Below are 18072 nucleotides of genomic sequence, written 5' to 3'. Positions count from 1 at the left end.
TGCAATCGTTTCACTTCCGCGCCGATATCAAGCACAGAAAAAGGAGGTGCCCCAGAACTTTCAGCGCCCTTTAACATTCTACCAAGCTTTTTAAGGCTCTTGAAGAGCCGAGACAATGGCAGGCCGCTGCTCAAGCGCGTTTGTTATAGTACGCTGAGCCTGTTTAAGCTCGTCGCCAACCAGTTCCAGACGTGGGGGCCGCACGCGCGCGCTACCCATGCCAACCCTTTCCTGTGCCAATTTGATAAGCTGAACAAACTTGGGAACGGTATCCATCCGCAACAGCGGCAGAAACCAGTTGTAAAGCGCTTCGAGGCTGGCGCGATCACCTTGCCCCTCGCGTACCTGCCGGGCGAGCCGAAACAGCGCCACCGATTCAACCGGGAAAGCGTTGACCAACCCCGCAATCCAGCCAACTGCACCAACCTGTATACCCTCTACAATGGCATCATCCACGCCCACCAGCAGTTCCAGACGATCTTGCAACAACGCTCGTAGCGCTGTCACACGGCGTACATCGGTACTGGACTCTTTAACCGCTACGAAATTCGCGTGGTCCTGAGCGAGTTCAGCTATCTGCTCTGGCAAAAAGTCCGTCTTGTAGGCTACTGGATTATTGTAGAGCATCACTGGCAACGTTGTAGAGTTTATAACGGTGGAGACATGAGCCTTCATTTCGCGCCAGTCAGTGGAATAGATGTAAGGAGGAAGGACCATCAGACCGCTACAGCCAGCAGCTTCAGCGGCCTGAGCAAGCCGGACAGCTTCAGATGTCGAAAGAGAGGCAATACCGGGGATTACGGGCACGCGATCTCCCACAGCTCCAAGCGCCGTCTCTAACAGTGCCACTTTCTCTTCAAAGCTCTGCGTTGCTCCTTCTCCGAGCGAGCCAAGCGGAACCAGTCCAACGCAACCTGAATCTACCAACCAGCGGCAATGCTCGGCAAAAAACGCGTGGTCAATACTGTAATCTTCGTTAAATTTTGTGGTGATGGCGGGAATAACGCCTCTCCAGTCTATCTTCATGCCTCGACCTCCTGTTTTTGGTCTGAATATGTTTCAATGTGAGCCAGGCTCGTAAGTTGGGCCGGCGTGATTGGTGGGCGCACCGATGCTGGCGTCCACCCAAAGAGAAAGCTCGTGGCTGCCCCACAAACGCGTCCCTGACATGGTCCCATACCACAGCGCGTATGCAATTTGGCGCTACGCCAATTGGGATGTGATTGCAAGGCATGCAACGGCACATCCTCACAGCGACAGACAACCGTATCCGCGCTGGCTAACGTTTTTAGCTCATCGCGTAGAGCAAAACTGTTTGCGAGCAGGGCAGCAAAGCGACGAGCATGCGTGCGTCTGGCAAAACATGCCCGCGCTTCATCCAGTTGTCCTGTCGCAGCAAAACCGGCTATCTGCCCCTCTACCAGCGAGAGATCCAGCCCTCCTATTCCGGTCACTTCTCCGGCGCAATAGATATGTGACAGGCTCGATTGCTGCCACTCATCAACCTGTACGGCTCCGTTGCTGAGGGCACATCCCAAAGCTGAGGGCAGTTCCACATTTGGCACAAGCCCAAAGCCGCAGGCCAGATAATCGCAGCCAATCATCCAGGCGCTATCGCCCTGACGCAATGTGACCGCCTCCAATCGCTCAGGACCGTGCGCCTGACCAACCCAGCAACCGGCTCGCAGCGGCACACCAGCCAGGTTCAGACCAAGACTGCCAGCCTGTCCGATATGACCTGGATAACGTGCAAGATGCAGAGCGAATGTTGCCAGTTTGCCCCATGAGGCTTGCTCCGCTATCGTCAGGACATGCGCCCCTTTCCCTTTGAGATAGGCCGCAACCGCCAGCAACAATGGCCCGCTCCCGGCCACGACAACACGCTTATTGCTCACTGGCAAGCCACTCTTGACCAGCGCTTGCAAGCCACCTGCGCCCATCACGCCGGGAAGCGTCCAGCCTGGAAAGGGCAGGAAAAGCTCACGCGCGCCAGTTGCGAGAATGAGCCGTTCAAATTGTACCTCAAGCGCTTCGGTAGCGGTCTCTACGATCAGGACATCAGGCCGAGCAACTGCAATAACCTTTGCACGCTTGAAAACGGTAATCGCATTGCCCCCATCAATCCAGCGCCTCGCCTGCTCATCTGGAACGCCAGAGATTCCACGCCGCCAGATCTGTCCTCCCGGTGCGGGATTGTCGTCGATTATCGCAATATCAGAGGTGCTTTTTGCCGCACTGGTGGCCGCTGCCAGGCCAGCGGGACCCCCTCCGATTACCACAATTTTGAAATGCAGGAGCTTCATGTCGTTACCACCTCCATTCCCTCTTCGCATACCGTCTGGCAACTCAGACAGTGTGCCTTGCCATTGATCGTGACGCGGCATTCAAAGCAAATCCCCATCCCGCATAACATTGCACGTGGCTCACCGCTCACTGAGTGACGATACACGCCAACATCAGCCAGCACAACCGCGACTGCAACCACACTGCCAGATGGAACCTGTACGCGCCGTCCATTCACCGTAAGCTGTAACAGATCACTCATGAGTCGCCTCCTGAAAGATACGTGCTGGCAGGTACGGCTCAACGGGAATCCCTGTCTGCTGGGCAAGAACCTGGGCAACTAGCAGGCGAGCCGTTGCAAGCGAGGTAGTGATACCGAGTCCCTCGTGGCCGGTTGCCAGCCATACTCCCGCACGATTGGGATGAGGCCCGATCAACGGCAAACCATCGGGCGTAGCGGCACGAAAGCCGGTCCAGATCCGAATGCAGGAGCATTGAGCGAGGTCGGGCAGATAGCTCAGAGCCAATCTCAGCATCTTGCCCAGAATGTTGTAATCGATCTCGCTCGTGTCGGCATCAAACTGACGCGAGGAGCCGATGAGTATCTGTCCAGTCCCACGTGGTTGCACATTGAACGAGACCGAATCGCCACTGGCAGCATGAGCATTTTTGATATAACCCAGTTCGACGAGTTGATGATGAACCAGACCGGGGTAGCGGTCGGTGATGGCAAGGTGTCCTTTTTTGGGGCGGATCGGCATCTCAGGCACCAGTTCCCTGGCTCGCACCCCATTGGCAACAACCACTATTCCAGCCTTCATGCACTCGCCGTTCTCCATTCGCACGCCATCCGGGAGCAGTTGCACGACATTGCCATACAATAGCGTAGTGCCACGTTGTTTTGCACGTTCGAGCAGCACCATCGCACAGCGCGGCGGATACACCACGCCGTCATCAGGCACGAGCAGCCCTCCAGCCAGACCAGGACGCAGATGCGACTCCAATTCGTACAATTGCGTCTGATCAAGTATCTCGCTAGCAATGGCATGCGAGGTATAAAGCGCATGCTTCTGCTGCACGGCCTGCATTTCCTCTTCGTCGGCAGCAATCCAGATCGTCCCGGTTCGTGCGTATTCGTACTGCTCAGGCTGATCCTGTACCAGCGCATTCCAGATCATACGCGAGTAGTGCGTAAGAGCGATCTGGGCCTCGCTATCGTCCATGACCACAAGATGCCCCATACCAGCAGCCGTCGCGCCACTGCCCGGTGTATCACATTCGACCACACCAACCCGTAGCCCCTCCGTCGCAAACTCCACAGCACACGCAGCACCCACAATGCCCGCACCGATGATAAGAACATCAAAGACCTCATCCATACTGAATACCCCATTTGAAGGGATCGCGCTCATCGAGTATGATGCATCCTCTAAGCGTCACAAATGCGCTCCCGGTGATGCTGGGATAGATGGTATCGCCTTCGCGCCGATAGCTGGCCTCAAAACGGCTGCCAATGATGCTCTCCTGCACCCAGATCTCCCCAGGCTGGAGCTTCCCATCTGCCGCCAGGCACGCCAGTTTCGCGCTTGTTCCCGTTCCACAGGGCGAGCGATCATACGCTTTACCTGGACAGAGAACGAAATTTTTGCTATTCGCTCCCTGCGTGCCTGGAGCAAAGAGATCGATATGGTCTATCAATGCGCCATTCGCTCCGGTGATGCCCGCAGTTGTCAGTGCCTCACGCACGCGCCAGCTAAACTCCGTCAGCGCGTCGATACGCTCATAGCTCAGGTCTTGCCCATGATCTTCAGTCAGAAAAAACCAGTTTCCGCCCCACGCGATATCGCCAGTGACACGGCCATGTCCGGCAACCTCAACGCTGACGTTTTTTGCATAGCGATATGCCGGGACGTTATGCAATGTGACGCGACCATCTTCATGCAGTTGTGCGGTCACAATGCCCACCGGCGTCTCAATGCGATGGAGTCCAGGCTTGATGCGGCCCAGATACGCGAGGGTGGCAATCAGACCAATAGTACCATGTCCACACATGCCCAGGTACGATACATTGTTAAAGAAAATAACGCCCGCGCTACAATTCCGGTCCTGTGGTTCGCAGAGCAGCGCCCCCACGATGATATCCGATCCATGAGGCTCGTTCATAATGGCGGAACGAAACCAATCATAGCGTTCGCGCAAGACCTGTACGCGCCCGGCAAGGCTGCCCGAGCCGAGCGGTGGCGCGCCTTCAAGCACTACTCGCGTGGGTTCGCCCCCGGTGTGGGAGTCAATAATCGCAATCTCTTGCATAATCTGACCATCCTCGCTGTACTCGCAATCCATTCGACAACTTTTTATCCATTGCTCATTGTACAGTCGTCATCGATCCAGTGTCTTGAACAATTGGGATAAATTTTTTGCTGATTTTTGCACAGGTAGTTCTCATTCATAAAAAGCCATACAGAAATTTTATATGCACTGGCGAGGCTCTTTTTGTGTATTGTATAGGCATATCTCATTTTATCCCGCTTCTATACTGCATATGAATTACTTCTTTGCACAATCTCATGTATTTACTGGGACGCCTCTCTGCACGTTTCGGTCTACCTGATCGCTGGCTTTCACTGGAATCAGGCAGAAGGATGGATCGTTGCCATTTTCAGGAGAACGTCCACTCTATATGAAAGGTATTTGACATGACATCTCGTCATACGATAGGGGCTGTTCTCGCTATCGCCTCCTGCGTTGCCTTATTGACGATTGTATCACCGCTCTCAGCATCTGCGCGACATATACAGAGAGCTCCTTCTCATCAACAACTTTTTCTCATCCTGCAAGGAATCAGCAGCGAACTAACTCCTGAGCAAGCCGCTGCAAATCAAGGGATGGGGCTTGTTCCTCAGTACTGGGAAACAGGAAATAATGGTGTTCCAGGAATTGTCCCTTTCCTTCAGAAAGAGCAGTTTCCCAACGCCTCCTTCTTTGTGTATAGCTATCAAGGCAACGCGAGCAATGGAAATCCGCTTCCATACGACTGCACGCAGACGTTCAGCCATCCTCTCCGTGCTGATATCCTGGCACTCAACAGACAGATTACGAGCATTCTCACAAACAATCCAAACTTTAAGGGCAAACAGACTGATGTCTATCTCATCGGGCACAGTCTTGGTGGAGTCGTCGCGTTTGGATACCTTGCCTACTTGAAAAGTTTGGGGGGCTTGAATGGTTCTCTCCCCAAAGCTCCTAAGGCAAGGCTGAAAGGCGTTGTGACGCTTGACTCCCCCATCGGTGGGGTCTCTGGCAATCGCATTTATCAGAAGTTAATCAGAGATGTTTTTGGGCGTCCCCAGGGCTGTCCCGGAATAAAGAGTTTACCTCACCTGACATCCGTAGATAATCTGGTGCAGATCTTTTCAACTACCCCAAAAAGGAGTGATCCACACGGCGCGAAGGCGAGTCTGTTGCAGGCGATCTTCCATGACCCGAAACAGAGCAATCAGACGGTGGCGGAGACAGCAAGAATACCAATCCTTACGGTCGGAAACACGCACGATCTGATCTGGGACCCAAGATTGTGTGGCATTGACGGAGACTTTCGCAGTACGCAATGGGTCGAGGATGAAGCGAGTAACCATCTCGCTGTCTACGGTCGGGATTTCACGGAGGGAAAGCTGATCTGTAACCCGAAAGACTTTCAGTCCAATCACTTAGCGGTTTTACATACAAGTCAGGTCGAGACCGGGCTGAATCAATTCTTCCCCTCAGGAGGTGTACCAACCGCTTTGACTATTGCCTCGCTACACCTATAACCGTTTGGACCATCTGCTCAAATGGGAGCCTGGCCGAAGTGATCAGACTCCCATTTGAACGTGTAAACACGAAGCATTCAACCCCGCAAGAGGGTGGAGCCGCCATTGTGCAACGACACACGATGTTCCACCACAAGACCCATGTTCCAACGTAAGAAAAATCGAGAAAATGTTTTATTTTCAACCAATAGTATCGATGCCTTCCCAATTGCGTCTCTTTTTGTTATAGTTGCCCTCGTAATGTTGAGGTGAGGGGAAGAATTATTCTATATTACTAAGAAAAAATGAAAGAACGCAGGGAGTGCTTGCAAATGGACAGCTTGATAGGCCAACAATGGGGGAACTACCACCTGATCCAGCACTTAGGCAATGGGGGATTTGCCCAGGTATATCTGGGTGAGCATATACGACTGGGTATGAAGGCTGCAATCAAGATTTTGCAGACCCACCTGACAGGCAACGAAATCAGCGCCTTCCAACGAGAGGCCAGGATTATCGCCAATCTTAAACATGAACATATTATTCGCGTATTTGATTTTGACCTTCACAACGGAATACCTTATCTCGTCCTGGATTATGCGTCACAAGGATCGCTCAGGCAGAAGCACCCATTTGGAACAAAACTGCCTCTGCCGCTTATTAATAGCTATGTGACGCAGATTGCCAGTGCGCTTGAATATGCTCACGATTGCAGGCTCATCCATCGCGATATCAAACCGGAGAATCTCCTGCTAGGAGATCAAGGGCATGTTCTCCTCAGCGATTTTGGTATCGCCACCATCGCTCATGCGACAAGTTCGCTCTCGAAGCAAGGTTCGGTGGGAACGCTGGCGTATATGGCTCCGGAGCAGATCCAGGGCAGACCACGCGCCGCCTCCGATCAATATGCCCTCGCCATCGTTATTTATCAATGGGTGTGCGGAACGCTACCATTTCAGGGAGCCACCTCCGAAATCATCGCTCAACATTTGGCCGCGCCACCACCACCACTTAGCAAATATACACCGGAATGCCCATCTGAAGTAGAACAGGTCATCTTGAAGGCTCTCGCAAAAGATCCAAAAGCACGCTTTGAGAATATTCATGCCTTTGCCTCTGCCTTCGAGCAAGCCTGTGAACCTGCCTCATCGTCAAAAAAGATGTTCTCGCTGGCCGCTCATGCATCTTCAGCCATTGTCAGTACAGCGGCCAATCTTCCAGGCGCATCTCTCTTCGCTGAGAGAACCACGCTCGAAAAATCTACATCCACGCTCACTGCTCAGGAACAGGCGTCAGCGTCACCTCAATCAATACAGACATCCGGGAACCTCTTCCGCTCTGGAACACGTTATGGACTCTGGTTCGTCGCTCTACAAGTGGCTGTCACACTGATTGCCGCGCTGCTCTGTATTCTCTGGCCGTTTCCTCCTGATCTCCTTTCTCACCTTTCACCGCTAGAGATACTTCTTTTCAAAACACAAGACATGATCAACGCCATGATTGTGGGAACAAGCAAGTGGTTTTTCATTCCTAACCTGGCACATGCCTCTGTTGATATCCCTGCCCTGATCATTCTGACCTCTAGAGTCATTTCCCTGATACTCTCCTTTGGTCTTGGCATCATCATTGTCCGCCGCACTGGAAGAATTCGCAACGGGGTTGCCATCTCGCTCTGGGCACATCTCTGGTCTCTGCTTACTTACCTGTTCATCCTGCTCTTGCTTATCATTATCTACGAATGGCTCTGGAATACAGCCGAACCACCAAATGTCGCGGATGTCAGCCCTCAGATCTGGATCAGCTGGTTCCCTGTCTGGGCCACAACAACTTTCTTATTTCTCGCCCTGGATACCGGTCTAACCGCGCTTGGCGGTTTCCTAAACAAAAAACGCAAATAAACAGCAACTTTATCTCAACGTGCCAATGGTAAACAAACAGAGGGACCAATCCCATGTGCAATGATGCGATTGGTCCCCATCCTCTTACGAAGCAACCTCAAGCGTGTCTTGCATTCCTTATAGGGAACATGTAATATTTATATATATTTGAAAATAGCGATGCAGCATCTTCTCATTGAAGCCTGTTTCTCTGCTCCTGCATCTATAACCCGTAGCACATGGGAGGTGAAATCCCCTTTTATGCAGCACGCCTTTTCTCGCAGCGATACGCTTGATGCAGTTTCAGGACGACAACAGATGGCAAAACTGCTCGCCGATCCATTCTTTGCCGAGGCTCTTTTTGACCAGTTGACCGATGTTGTCTTCTTCGTCAAAAATACGCGCGGCTGCTATACCGTCGTGAATCGCACCCTGATGCAGCGCTGTGGCTGTCAGCACAAGAGCGAGTTAATCGGACGCTCACCGCTGGATGTCTTCCCTTCCGGCCTTGCCAGCAGTTATGCATCACAAGATCAGCATGTCATCAGGCATGGTCAGGCAATTCACAATCAGCTTGAACTCCATCTCTACATTAATCAAACCCCCATATGGTGTCTGACACACAAAATCCCGCTTTTTGATCGTGACAGCGCTATAGCAGGTCTGGCAGGCATCTCAAGAGATCTGTATATGCCAGATAAAAACCATCCTGTCTATCAGCGCATCGCCAATGTGGTTGCATATATTCAGCAACACTATGCGGAACAATTGAGGCTTGAGAACCTTGCACAGATCGCGCATCTCTCTGCTGCTCAGCTTGAGCGGTATATGCAGCGCATCTTCCAACTCACTCCCAAACAATTTATTATGAAAACGCGCATCGAGGCCGCCACCTATCTACTCGGACAGGATCAGACGATTTCGGCAATCGCTTTCGCATGTGGCTATGCAGACCATAGCGCTTTTTCGCGACAATTCAAGGCAGCTGTCGGCCTTTCACCCGTCGCGTATCGCAAACTATTACACTCGCAAAATACTTGCTGATCTCTCATTGAATGAGAGATCGCCTTCCATCGCAACTCAAAGCAAGATGCTTCCATTTTGAACAGCAAGAAACAGAGGACATACGTATCGTGAATAAACTCAACGCTATTTCATCTCTCACTGAAGGTATCCATACGCTCGCAACGCATCCACATGTGCCTGTGACGCTGGATACCCTTTTTTCTGTGCGCAACGTCACCGATGCGGTGATCTCGCCAGACGGCAAGCAGGCGGCATTTGTTGTCTGGGGATGGGTGCCTGATCAACCCAAACAACGAGGCAGGATATGGTGTGTATCAACGGAAGGGGGAGAAGCACGCCCCCTGACTAGAGGCTCATATGCTGATACTTCTCCGGCCTGGTCGCCCGATAGCCAGCATATCGCCTTTGCCTCCAAAAGCGAGGATGGGAACGACGCCTACCTCTGCACCGTTGATACGCAGGGCAACGAGGCGATACATGTTTGCAGCATGCCCAATAGCATCAGCGAAATCAGTTGGTCTCCCGATGGCACCCGCATTGCATTTCTTTCTGTCGATGGCGACGAACCGGGCAATGATCCTATCGTCCTTCAACCAGGAGATGGACGCTATCGCCGCCTCTGGACGATCCTGCTAGAAAATGATACCCCCGAACCGATAACACCTACCGGCGTTTCCATCTGGCAATATGCCTGGTCGCCTGATAGCCATCAGTTGGCAGTTTATTATGCTACTGGGGCAGAATTCAGCGATTGGTACTGGGGACAGGTCGGGCTGGTAGCAAGCACAGGTGGCGCGATCCACCAGATCAGCAAGTTGACGCGCCAGGCCTGTTCTCTGGCCTGGTCAGCAGATGGCAAACAACTCGCCTATATCTCGGGAAACTGGAGCGATCCTGATCGCAACGGCGGCGACATCTATGCCATCTCACTCGCCAACGGGCAGACGCGCAACCTTACGCCCAATCTGCCCTGGAGTCCTTCCTGGTGCCACTGGTTCCCCGATGGGCTGCATCTGCTCTGCGCTGGTTTTGACGGCATCTCCTGTCAGGTTGGCCTGCTCAATATCACAACCGGAAAGATGACGCCTTTAACCAGCGATTTCGTGATCGGCGAACAGTTCTGGCCCCACATCTCTGTCACGCCAGATATGCGCCACGTTATCGCGACCCACAGCGACAAACATCCCTACGATGTCTGGACCGGCGAGCTACTCTATAAGCATGGTGTGGCAGCAGCTATCTCCTGGAGGCGTCTCACACGCATGAACTCCTCTCTAGAAGAGACGCTTATACTGGCGAAAACAGAGCGGATTCGCTACGAGAGTGTCGATGGCTGGATGATTGATGCGCTGGTGACGTGGCCCCTCCATCACGACGCGCAAACTCCGCCGCCGCTGATCCTCAACGTACACGGTGGCCCTTCAGGAGCATGGTTGGACGATTACGATTATCGCATCCAATATCTGGCAGCGGCTGGTTTTGCCGTTTTGCGCCCGAACGTGCGAGGCAGTATGGGGCGCGGTGTGGCCTTCGCTGACGCTGTGCTTGGCGATATGGGCGGCAAAGATTTTCAGGATGCCCTGCGCGGCGTCGAGTACCTGGTTGAGCGCAAGCTGGTCGATGGCGAGCGCGTGGGCATTATGGGTTGGAGCTATGGCGGCTTTATGGTGGCCTGGGCGGTTACACAGACACAACGCTTCAAAGCCGCCATTATGGGTGCTGGCGTGAGCGACTTTCACGGCTATCACGCGCAAAGCAACGAGCAGGGGTGGGACGAGCGCTTTCTCGGCCAGAACGAGCATCCCATCAGCCCACTAACCCATCCAGAAATTTATCGTGAACGCTCACCAATCACCTATGCGGGGCGCGTGACCACGCCAACGCTTGTCGTACATGGCGAGAAGGATGCTTGTGTTCCCGTCGCCCAGGCATATGCATTCCACCGCGCATTGCGAGAAAAGGATGTTTTCAGCGTCCTGGCAGTCTACCCACGCGAAGGACACGGTTTCCGTGAACTCAAGCATCAACGCGATTATCAGCAGCGGGTGTTGAACTGGTTTAAAAAGTATCTAGGGTAAACAACCGGTAAGCTCTTTCGTAGTGGAGCGATTTATCGCGTTGGGAGCTACATCACAGGCGACTCCGCCAACGCGATAAATCGCTCCACTACGAAAGAGCTTACCGCTTTTGAAAGGTGAATAACATACATGCCTACACTGACAACGCTCTCTCTTTTCCTGCTAGCGGCTCTGGGATTACTTTTCATCCCTGGTCCCGCTGTTCTGTATGTAGTGACGCGCAGCGTGGATCAAGGCCGCAATGCAGGTGTTGTCTCAGCAGCCGGGATTGGTATTGCTGATCTCGTTCACACAGCGGCAGCAGCATTTGGACTCTCAGCCCTGCTTTTGACCTCTGCTCTGGCCTTTACCGTTGTAAAGTATCTCGGCGCTGCCTACCTGATCTACCTGGGCATTCGCACGCTTTTGAGACGCGACACGCACCAGGCCACAAGCAGCACGGAGCAAAAGAGTCCTTCTCGCATGTTCTTTCAGGGAATGATGGTAGAACTGCTCAATCCTAAAACGGCGCTGTTCTTTTTTGCCTTCCTGCCACAATTCGTCGATCCAACCCGAGGCGCTATCGCCGTACAGATTCTCCTGTTTGGGAGCCTGTATGTTGTGTTAGGACTCTTTAGCCTGAGCGTCTATGGATTGCTGGCAGGAACGCTGGCACAGTGGCTTAAAGGAAACGCAAGTTTCCAGAAAATTCAGCGCTATATTACAGGCAGCATTTACATCGCATTGGGCCTGACAGCCGCGTTCGCAGGCTCCGAAAAAAAATAGCGAGCAGCGCTTGCAAGAAAAAATAGCGTGTATCTCTCTTGCAACCTTCCAGATAACTCATCGTATTTACTATAGAACGATATATCGTTATAAAGCAGACGAAGAGACACTATCACGTGATGAGAGCGGATAGCAAGATGTATCCCCTCATCACAGGCGATCTCTCAGCTGCAAGATATGGTGAGTTATTACACAACGCCAGCACCTTACGCTGGCGTGACATAAGGCTAGAGCAAGTTTGTACGCAAGTATAACAGGTCAATAGAAAGAGAGATACTCTATGTGGGGACACGGAATGTTGTTGTTTTTACCGATGATCTTCATGGGCAAGCTCATCGGGCTGATTTTCCTGGCCCTGCTAATCGCTGGGATAGTACGTCTGTTTGCCGCGAGAAGGAGACCGATTGGCCCCTGGGGTCCAGTTCCATTCCCTCCCGCCAGTCCGCAGCCAACGCAGCAGGGATCAGCATTGGAGATCTTACGCCAGCGCTATGCACGCGGCGAGATCGACGCCACCACATTTGATCAGATGCGCGAGCGCTTAGAAGCAACCTACGCGCCTCGCCAGCAGTAGTAAAGCAAAGCTTCAACCTCAAGAGCCTTCCCGTGCTGGGAGGGCTCACTTTTTATGAACTGTCAGATTCTACGACTTCCTACAATTTCCAGATCTGGAAATTGCTAAAGGCGACATCAATGCTATCTTCTCCATAAAATCTATTCCCCGTAAAACCAATAGTTCCGGTAGATGAGTGGGTGTCATCGACGCTCCCAATATAATGCTTATCAACAAACATCGCTATCTTGCTTCCTTGAGCCATGACCGCCAACATACTGGTTGTTTTTCCCGCTGACGCACGACCAAAAGCCAGTGGCTTCGCGCCTTTTCCTGATTCATTCAAAGCGAACAAAGAATACTGGCTGCTGTTCGTCAATGTAAAAGAATAAAAATTGCCAGCCGTATCATCACGAAAAATGATGCCGCCGCCGTTGCCATGAATCACTGACATCTGCACCTGAAAGATGAAATCAGTATAGTTATTCTGCGCATCCATACAGAACATCCAATTCTTTTCAGGCGCAACGCGTATATGATAGGCACCGCCAGTAAATATACAATCAACATCCGGCCTGCTTCCAGTATTCCACTCATTAGATACATTATTTATTGCTGGAGTTGTTGCTGTCACATGGTCAAAAATATACTGCGGCGAAGCTGTAACGGTTGCCTTTACCTGCGCCGTCAAGACAGTTTGTACTGTCTGCGTCGCCTGAGCCTGCAATGCAACAGTATGAGCTGTTTTCGTGTAGAGCAACAGTCCCCCTCCACCCACAAGCACAAGAAGAGAAAGGCCGATAAGAATGAACACCAGTAGTTTTGCCGTAGGAAATATTCGTGTAGAGCGCTTCTCAGCTATCTGGAACATACCTTATATCTCCCATATCTTCACGTTGCGGAAAGCTACATCTGTCGGTCCCTGACCGCTTGCCGCAAATAGGCCAACCTGCCCCGCTGTATAGTTTGCATCGATCGCCTGATCTACGAAGTTCTTATCCAGATACAAATAGAGCGTACTTCCTCGTGCAATAACCGTGAACAGGTGAGGGCGTCCACGCCCAACGTCTAACTTCGGGGTACTAGAAGATTTAAGCACAGTTTGTTGTTGATCCTTTATAACGCTCAATGTATAATATCCTTCCGTCTCAATATAGCAGAGGTAAGCATTTGCGTTATTCGGCGCTCGCAAGAGGACTCCTCCAACATCCCCCTGAAAAATTGTAATCTGCACCTGAAACGCCAGATCATGAAAGAAACTACCAGGAGCAATACATGAGAAGCTCGGGGCCGCTGATATACGTATATGGTACGCTTTATCTTGAATACCACAGCTCGCTCCATCCGAGTTGCCCTCGATCCATGTAATACTCTCATGTTTATCCATTGGATCATCGATAACTGGTGTACCACTGGTTGCCCAGGCATAGAGCTGCTGAGGACTCATAGCGGTTGCCGTCGCTGTCGCCTGCATGTTGGCAACCGCTGTCTTTTCAGCCTGAGTGGTTACAAGATTGCGTGCTGTACGAGTCGCCTGCGCTGGCAGTACATCGGAGCGAAAATTATGCTCATAGGTGAGCAGGCCGCCGCTTTCACCCGCCACGAGTAAAACTAACAGACAAAATAACAACATGTTTACCAGCATCCAGGGTCGGCGCTTTGATGCTAGCGGTTCATCGACCATTTGAACAAACAGCGCCACATTTGCAGATGAAGCCGGGAAAGTTGCTTCTAGAACAGGGGGAACAAGAACTTGCGTGGCAATGCGCTCCTCCACAAATGGGACATCATCATCATAGGGATTAACATCTGGTTGCGCCGCAATGGCTGCAAGCAAAGCGCCACATAAGGGGCATATCCTTGTACCAGACTGTAGCAACGTATCACAGGATGTACAATGCATAAAATTACACAGAATCCTTTTCTTGTGTAAAGATAATAATGCTGAGTACTAGTATATAGGGGAAATAACGAAGAATCGATAATAGAGACATATCTCAGCAGTCGCAAATATAGCACAACACCACATTTTTATCAAGTAGTTGTTACTGACAAAAATAGCTGGTGTTGTTTCAAGTAAATGATTGCAACTGACTGGCACGATAAACCGTTTTATTAGAGGTATCTAGAACTGCAAGGGAAGTTAGTAGAGTAGAATGTCGCTCTTTCCAGAACCGTATAGCGATTCAACAGACCTTGATTGGAGCATTCTGGCCTTATGCTACAATTCGATAAATCTATATGGACACCACGTTTCCTGCTGCTTGCAAGCCTGACCCTGGTGGGACAAATCATTCTCGGGATCATCGTCTCCCTACTTCTGGGATTTTCATCCGCACAAACAGAACTGGTCATGACCGTTTTTCTCTTCATCAGTGGTATCATCGTTCTCGATTGGCTGCGCGAACCCACGCCGCGCAAAATTGTGCTGGGCGCTGGCTTCTTTGTCCTGATTGCCCTGCTCTTTCTCAGCACATCGTCTGTTCTGCAAACGAATATAACTGGAAGGCAGCCGAACAATCTATTACAACAATCACTCTATGTGCCTGTTTTTACCCTGGCACTGGTCGTTTTTCTGGGGTGGTTGCTCTCGCCTCGCACGAAGCGGATGGGTGAAGAGGAGATACTGGACCAGCCCGCGTACTGGTTCGCTCGCCTCTGCCATATTGCGCTGGCAGGCATAGCAGGTATTGAATTATTGCTACAAAGCGCCTCTGGCTCACGTCTCCAACTGCTCCCTTTTGCGAATACGCTCACCTTTGGCATTACCCTCAATACCGTCTTCGTCTGGCTGCTCGGCCTCTTGCTGATCACCTCGTTGCTGCGCCTGAGAAACCCGCTGACCTTCACAGATAGCGTGATTATACTCGTCCTTGGGGCGCTCTGCTCGTTGTTTCAATATACATTCGGCAGTACAGAACTGATTCGTTTCATCCCCACACTGAGCCGGCCTTTAAGCAACAATATCAATCTCGTCCTCTCGATCATACCGCTCGCGCTGGCGATCCTTGCCCTCTTCGCCGCGTGGAGCCGCGTCTTTACTCCTCTCTGGCTCACCCTGCAACTCTTCTTCTTGCAACCATTCCTCCCGCTGGCATCAGCACGCCCAAGAGTCACCAGCCTCTCACCGAACATATTAATCGGACAGGTCTTCACCTTCATTCTGGCGATTGTGCTACTGCTCCTTATTCTACGTCTGCTCTATTATGGAGATCGTCGCCAGCTCAATCCGGTCGATGCTGTCACCGTCACCCTGATCGCTCTGATGCTCCTCTTCACGCTCTGGTCCGCTGGACAAATCGCTATCGCGTCTGTTATCGGACTATTCCTGCTTCTCGCCTTTCTCTCCAGCTATGCGTACCTGTTCTTTCACAGTCGCTTCCCCTGGCTTCAACGCGTAATGAATATCGTTCATATACTTCTCGTACTGAGCATTACCGTTGGAGGGCTTCTCATGCTGAATAGCGTTGGCAACAGCAGCACGTATATAGCCGCCGAGACGTTGAACCCTCATCGCTGGAATGCCAGCCTGACAGCGCTCCCCATCCGCAATCAATATGTGCTTGACGTATTTTTCGCGCTGATGTTGCTCCTCTATATTATCGGTCTCGTAAGGCAACGCTGGGATCGCTCCTTTGCCCACTCTGAGCGCATGCTGATCTTTTTGAGCGGCGGCGTCTGCTGGCTCGTCCTGGCTGGCGGCGGACGACAGGCGCTTCTGCCACTGGTCGCAACCAATTTGCAACAGATAGGGAACAGCGCCCAATCAGTCTTCACCGCTGAAAGCGTCGCCGCGCTATGTGTCCTGCTTGCGGCCCTCATCTCGCTGCTCTGGCTTCTTCGCACAAACAGCCTGACTGAGCGCATCCTGCTGACAGCTCTTTTCGTGATCGCGGCTCTTTGCGCCCTGCTCGCTTACCTGACCGGCTCGCCGTTACTTTTGCTTATCGCGCTCCCCATCATGCTGGCCGGAATCTTGATTGCAACCAGAAGCGCGTATATGCAGACACATCCGGTAGCACCCGCACCAGCCGTCAGTTCATAAGCCAACTGCTGCTTCAGCATGGGATATAATGAGGAAGCGTTTGCGTCCCAGGACACACGCGAGCGGACCCAACAACATAGCCGATTTTGATTGGATCAAAAACAGGGGGTATCTTTGTGAGTGCTGTAAAACCTGCAAGCGCCGCCTATGGAGCGGCCATACTGTTTGCTATCCACCTCGTCACTTATTTTATTCCCGCACTTCGCGATATCACAACGGCTGACTCTATTCCTCTCGCTGAAGCAATGGCCCTTCTCGCTGTTGCAGAACATCTCATCCTCTTTCCCGTCATAGCTGCGTTGCCTGCTCCTGGCTGGTCGCGCGCAGCTGGCTATGGTTGGCTTGTCCTTGATATAGGAACGGATATTATGCAGCTTGGAGGCGTTCCCAAGCTTATTTATCTCTCGTTGCGTTATGGAGCCAATATTGCCGCTGCCCTCTGGATCGCCTCTGCTTCCTGGCAAGCAAAAGGCGCGATACGGATTATTGGCTGGATCGTTGCTATCACCCTTACTCTCTACTCCTTTATCGCTTTTGTCCCGCTCGCATTCCTGATCCTCGTCCCATCGCTTGTGCTGCTCCCACTCTGGTTTGTACGCATGGGACAGGTTCTGGCGAGAACACCCAACATCCAGCTAGAAACAAGCTAGCATATTTCTATCAAGCCATAGACAAGGAACAAACAATGATCGATGCGCTCTTTACACTTGCAATGCTCATTTTTGGTACAATCGCGCTTATCAAGGGAGCCGACTGGTTTATTGATGGAGCGGCTGATCTGGCCCGTGATCTCGGCGTGAGCGCACTGGTTATTGGCGTGCTTCTGGTTGGACTGGAACCAGAGGAGATGCTCACCGCAGCCATTGCATCGGGGCGCGGCGCTTCGATGCTGGCTGTAGGCAATGTGATTGGCACCAACGTCACCATAGCCACCGCAGCATTAGGGCTTTCCGCCCTGTTATACCCGCTGGTGATAGATCGGAGTGTGCGACGACAGGCTCTCCTTGCAACCCTTGTCTCCATTCTGCCGATAGGCTTGCTCTTCTTAGGGGTGGTCACACAATTAGAAGGACTACTTCTGCTCCTACTCTTTATTGGCTACACATTTTTCCTGTTTCGGACTGATAGGGCTGCGGTTAAACGTCTGACAGAAGCCGAAGATGACAATAATGAAGACAACGATCAAGAGCGATCACGTCGCCCTGGCCTGCACGGGAAATCAATTCTACTGACCTTTAGCGGTCTGGCAGCAATGGCGCTGGGAGGACCAACCATTGTGGAAGGAGCACTCAGGCTCACACAGAGCATCGGGCTGAATCAGGGAGCTGTCGGAGCGACGATTGTTTCTTTAGGAACGGGAGCCGAGATGATCGCGCTGGGGATCAGTGCCGCCCACAAGAAACAACCCGATATTCTGGTAGGCGGCATTCTTGGCTCTTTTGCTTACAATCTCCTTGTGACACTTGGGCTGGCCGCAACTATCCGTCCTCTTACTATCGATTTCCAGGAAATCGCCATCATGTTGCCAGCGATGATAGTTGTTCATCTGGCTCTTTTAGCGCTGATCTGGTATGGAAAAATTCCACGCTGGATAGGTGGTCTTCTGATTGGAGCCTATGTCGTCTATCTTATCGCTGTTGTCCTTCCTTTGCAGTAA

At 51.9% G+C, this 18072-nt stretch carries 16 protein-coding genes; 9 read left to right on the top strand and 7 right to left on the bottom strand.

What is annotated here, in order from left to right:
• Positions 1 to 90: 90 nt before the first annotated feature.
• The 5 genes from K3T83_RS36355 to K3T83_RS36335 are packed head-to-tail and all read right to left on the bottom strand — an operon-like array spanning position 91 to position 4593.
• On the bottom strand, positions 91 to 1026 hold the full coding sequence (locus tag K3T83_RS36355) for a dihydrodipicolinate synthase family protein (RefSeq protein WP_220207801.1): 936 nt from the start codon (positions 1024 to 1026) through the stop codon (positions 91 to 93).
• Complete coding sequence (locus K3T83_RS36350) at positions 1023 to 2303, bottom strand: NAD(P)/FAD-dependent oxidoreductase (protein WP_220207800.1); 1281 nt, start codon at positions 2301 to 2303, stop codon at positions 1023 to 1025. The genes K3T83_RS36355 and K3T83_RS36350 overlap by 4 nt, the downstream gene beginning before the upstream one ends.
• The gene (locus tag K3T83_RS36345; protein ID WP_220207799.1) at positions 2300 to 2545 is read right to left on the bottom strand and encodes a 2Fe-2S iron-sulfur cluster-binding protein; all 246 of its coding nucleotides are present in this window, start codon (positions 2543 to 2545) and stop codon (positions 2300 to 2302) included. The genes K3T83_RS36350 and K3T83_RS36345 overlap by 4 nt, the downstream gene beginning before the upstream one ends.
• The gene (locus K3T83_RS36340) at positions 2538 to 3662 is read right to left on the bottom strand and encodes an NAD(P)/FAD-dependent oxidoreductase (protein WP_220207798.1); all 1125 of its coding nucleotides are present in this window, start codon (positions 3660 to 3662) and stop codon (positions 2538 to 2540) included. The genes K3T83_RS36345 and K3T83_RS36340 overlap by 8 nt, the downstream gene beginning before the upstream one ends.
• Positions 3655 to 4593, bottom strand: a complete 939-nt coding sequence (locus K3T83_RS36335; protein WP_220207797.1) for a 4-hydroxyproline epimerase — start codon at positions 4591 to 4593, stop codon at positions 3655 to 3657. Before K3T83_RS36335 ends, K3T83_RS36340 begins: the two co-directional genes overlap by 8 nt.
• 386 nt (positions 4594 to 4979) lie before the next feature.
• Here K3T83_RS36335 and K3T83_RS36330 point away from each other — a divergent pair, with 386 nt between their 5' ends.
• From K3T83_RS36330 to K3T83_RS36305, 6 genes are all read left to right on the top strand, one after another.
• Positions 4980 to 6092 carry an alpha/beta hydrolase family protein gene (locus K3T83_RS36330; protein WP_220207796.1) on the top strand — a complete coding sequence of 371 codons (1113 nt, stop codon included), beginning with the start codon at positions 4980 to 4982 and terminating at the stop codon, positions 6090 to 6092.
• A 311-nt stretch (positions 6093 to 6403) separates the two neighbouring features.
• Positions 6404 to 7969, top strand: a complete 1566-nt coding sequence (locus K3T83_RS36325; RefSeq protein ID WP_220207795.1) for a serine/threonine protein kinase — start codon at positions 6404 to 6406, stop codon at positions 7967 to 7969.
• A 240-nt stretch (positions 7970 to 8209) separates the two neighbouring features.
• Positions 8210 to 8992 carry an AraC family transcriptional regulator gene (locus tag K3T83_RS36320; RefSeq protein ID WP_220207794.1) on the top strand — a complete coding sequence of 261 codons (783 nt, stop codon included), beginning with the start codon at positions 8210 to 8212 and terminating at the stop codon, positions 8990 to 8992.
• 89 nt (positions 8993 to 9081) lie between these two features.
• Entirely contained in the window at positions 9082 to 11052 is a 1971-nt protein-coding gene (locus K3T83_RS36315) for a S9 family peptidase (RefSeq protein WP_220207793.1), read from the top strand.
• 129 nt (positions 11053 to 11181) lie between these two features.
• Positions 11182 to 11817, top strand: coding sequence for a LysE family translocator (locus K3T83_RS36310; protein ID WP_220207792.1), 636 nt, complete (start codon positions 11182 to 11184; stop codon positions 11815 to 11817).
• A 280-nt stretch (positions 11818 to 12097) separates the two neighbouring features.
• Entirely contained in the window at positions 12098 to 12391 is a 294-nt protein-coding gene (locus K3T83_RS36305) for an SHOCT domain-containing protein (RefSeq protein WP_220207791.1), read from the top strand.
• 79 nt (positions 12392 to 12470) lie between these two features.
• Here K3T83_RS36305 and K3T83_RS36300 read toward each other — a convergent pair whose 3' ends face one another.
• Positions 12471 to 13130 carry a hypothetical protein gene (locus tag K3T83_RS36300; RefSeq protein WP_220207790.1) on the bottom strand — a complete coding sequence of 220 codons (660 nt, stop codon included), beginning with the start codon at positions 13128 to 13130 and terminating at the stop codon, positions 12471 to 12473.
• Between the two features lie 114 nt (positions 13131 to 13244).
• On the bottom strand, positions 13245 to 14273 hold the full coding sequence (locus tag K3T83_RS36295) for a hypothetical protein (protein ID WP_220207789.1): 1029 nt from the start codon (positions 14271 to 14273) through the stop codon (positions 13245 to 13247).
• 315 nt (positions 14274 to 14588) lie between these two features.
• Here K3T83_RS36295 and K3T83_RS36290 point away from each other — a divergent pair, with 315 nt between their 5' ends.
• The 3 genes from K3T83_RS36290 to K3T83_RS36280 all read left to right on the top strand — a co-directional run bounded on the left by K3T83_RS36290 (position 14589) and on the right by K3T83_RS36280 (position 18072).
• Positions 14589 to 16415 (top strand): hypothetical protein, encoded by a 1827-nt coding sequence (locus K3T83_RS36290; protein WP_220207788.1) that lies wholly within the window; start codon positions 14589 to 14591, stop codon positions 16413 to 16415.
• 116 nt (positions 16416 to 16531) lie between these two features.
• Positions 16532 to 17065, top strand: a complete 534-nt coding sequence (locus tag K3T83_RS36285; protein WP_220207787.1) for a hypothetical protein — start codon at positions 16532 to 16534, stop codon at positions 17063 to 17065.
• Positions 17066 to 17100: 35 nt separating this feature from the next.
• Positions 17101 to 18072, top strand: a complete 972-nt coding sequence (locus tag K3T83_RS36280; protein WP_220207786.1) for a sodium:calcium antiporter — start codon at positions 17101 to 17103, stop codon at positions 18070 to 18072.

It is taken from the genome of Reticulibacter mediterranei (assembly GCF_016587455.1).
This window is presented reverse-complemented; position numbering and strand designations above follow the sequence as displayed.

Coding starts and splice junctions, on each gene's coding strand:
- K3T83_RS36320 (WP_220207794.1), top strand. CDS start 8,210: ATGCAGCACGCCTTTTCTCGCAGCGATACGCTTGATGCAGTTTCAGGA.
- K3T83_RS36350 (WP_220207800.1), bottom strand. CDS start 2,303: ATGAAGCTCCTGCATTTCAAAATTGTGGTAATCGGAGGGGGTCCCGCT.
- K3T83_RS36305 (WP_220207791.1), top strand. CDS start 12,098: ATGTGGGGACACGGAATGTTGTTGTTTTTACCGATGATCTTCATGGGC.
- K3T83_RS36355 (WP_220207801.1), bottom strand. CDS start 1,026: ATGAAGATAGACTGGAGAGGCGTTATTCCCGCCATCACCACAAAATTT.
- K3T83_RS36340 (WP_220207798.1), bottom strand. CDS start 3,662: ATGGATGAGGTCTTTGATGTTCTTATCATCGGTGCGGGCATTGTGGGT.
- K3T83_RS36335 (WP_220207797.1), bottom strand. CDS start 4,593: ATGCAAGAGATTGCGATTATTGACTCCCACACCGGGGGCGAACCCACG.
- K3T83_RS36310 (WP_220207792.1), top strand. CDS start 11,182: ATGCCTACACTGACAACGCTCTCTCTTTTCCTGCTAGCGGCTCTGGGA.
- K3T83_RS36290 (WP_220207788.1), top strand. CDS start 14,589: ATGCTACAATTCGATAAATCTATATGGACACCACGTTTCCTGCTGCTT.
- K3T83_RS36345 (WP_220207799.1), bottom strand. CDS start 2,545: ATGAGTGATCTGTTACAGCTTACGGTGAATGGACGGCGCGTACAGGTT.
- K3T83_RS36325 (WP_220207795.1), top strand. CDS start 6,404: ATGGACAGCTTGATAGGCCAACAATGGGGGAACTACCACCTGATCCAG.
- K3T83_RS36295 (WP_220207789.1), bottom strand. CDS start 14,273: ATGCATTGTACATCCTGTGATACGTTGCTACAGTCTGGTACAAGGATA.
- K3T83_RS36330 (WP_220207796.1), top strand. CDS start 4,980: ATGACATCTCGTCATACGATAGGGGCTGTTCTCGCTATCGCCTCCTGC.
- K3T83_RS36280 (WP_220207786.1), top strand. CDS start 17,101: ATGATCGATGCGCTCTTTACACTTGCAATGCTCATTTTTGGTACAATC.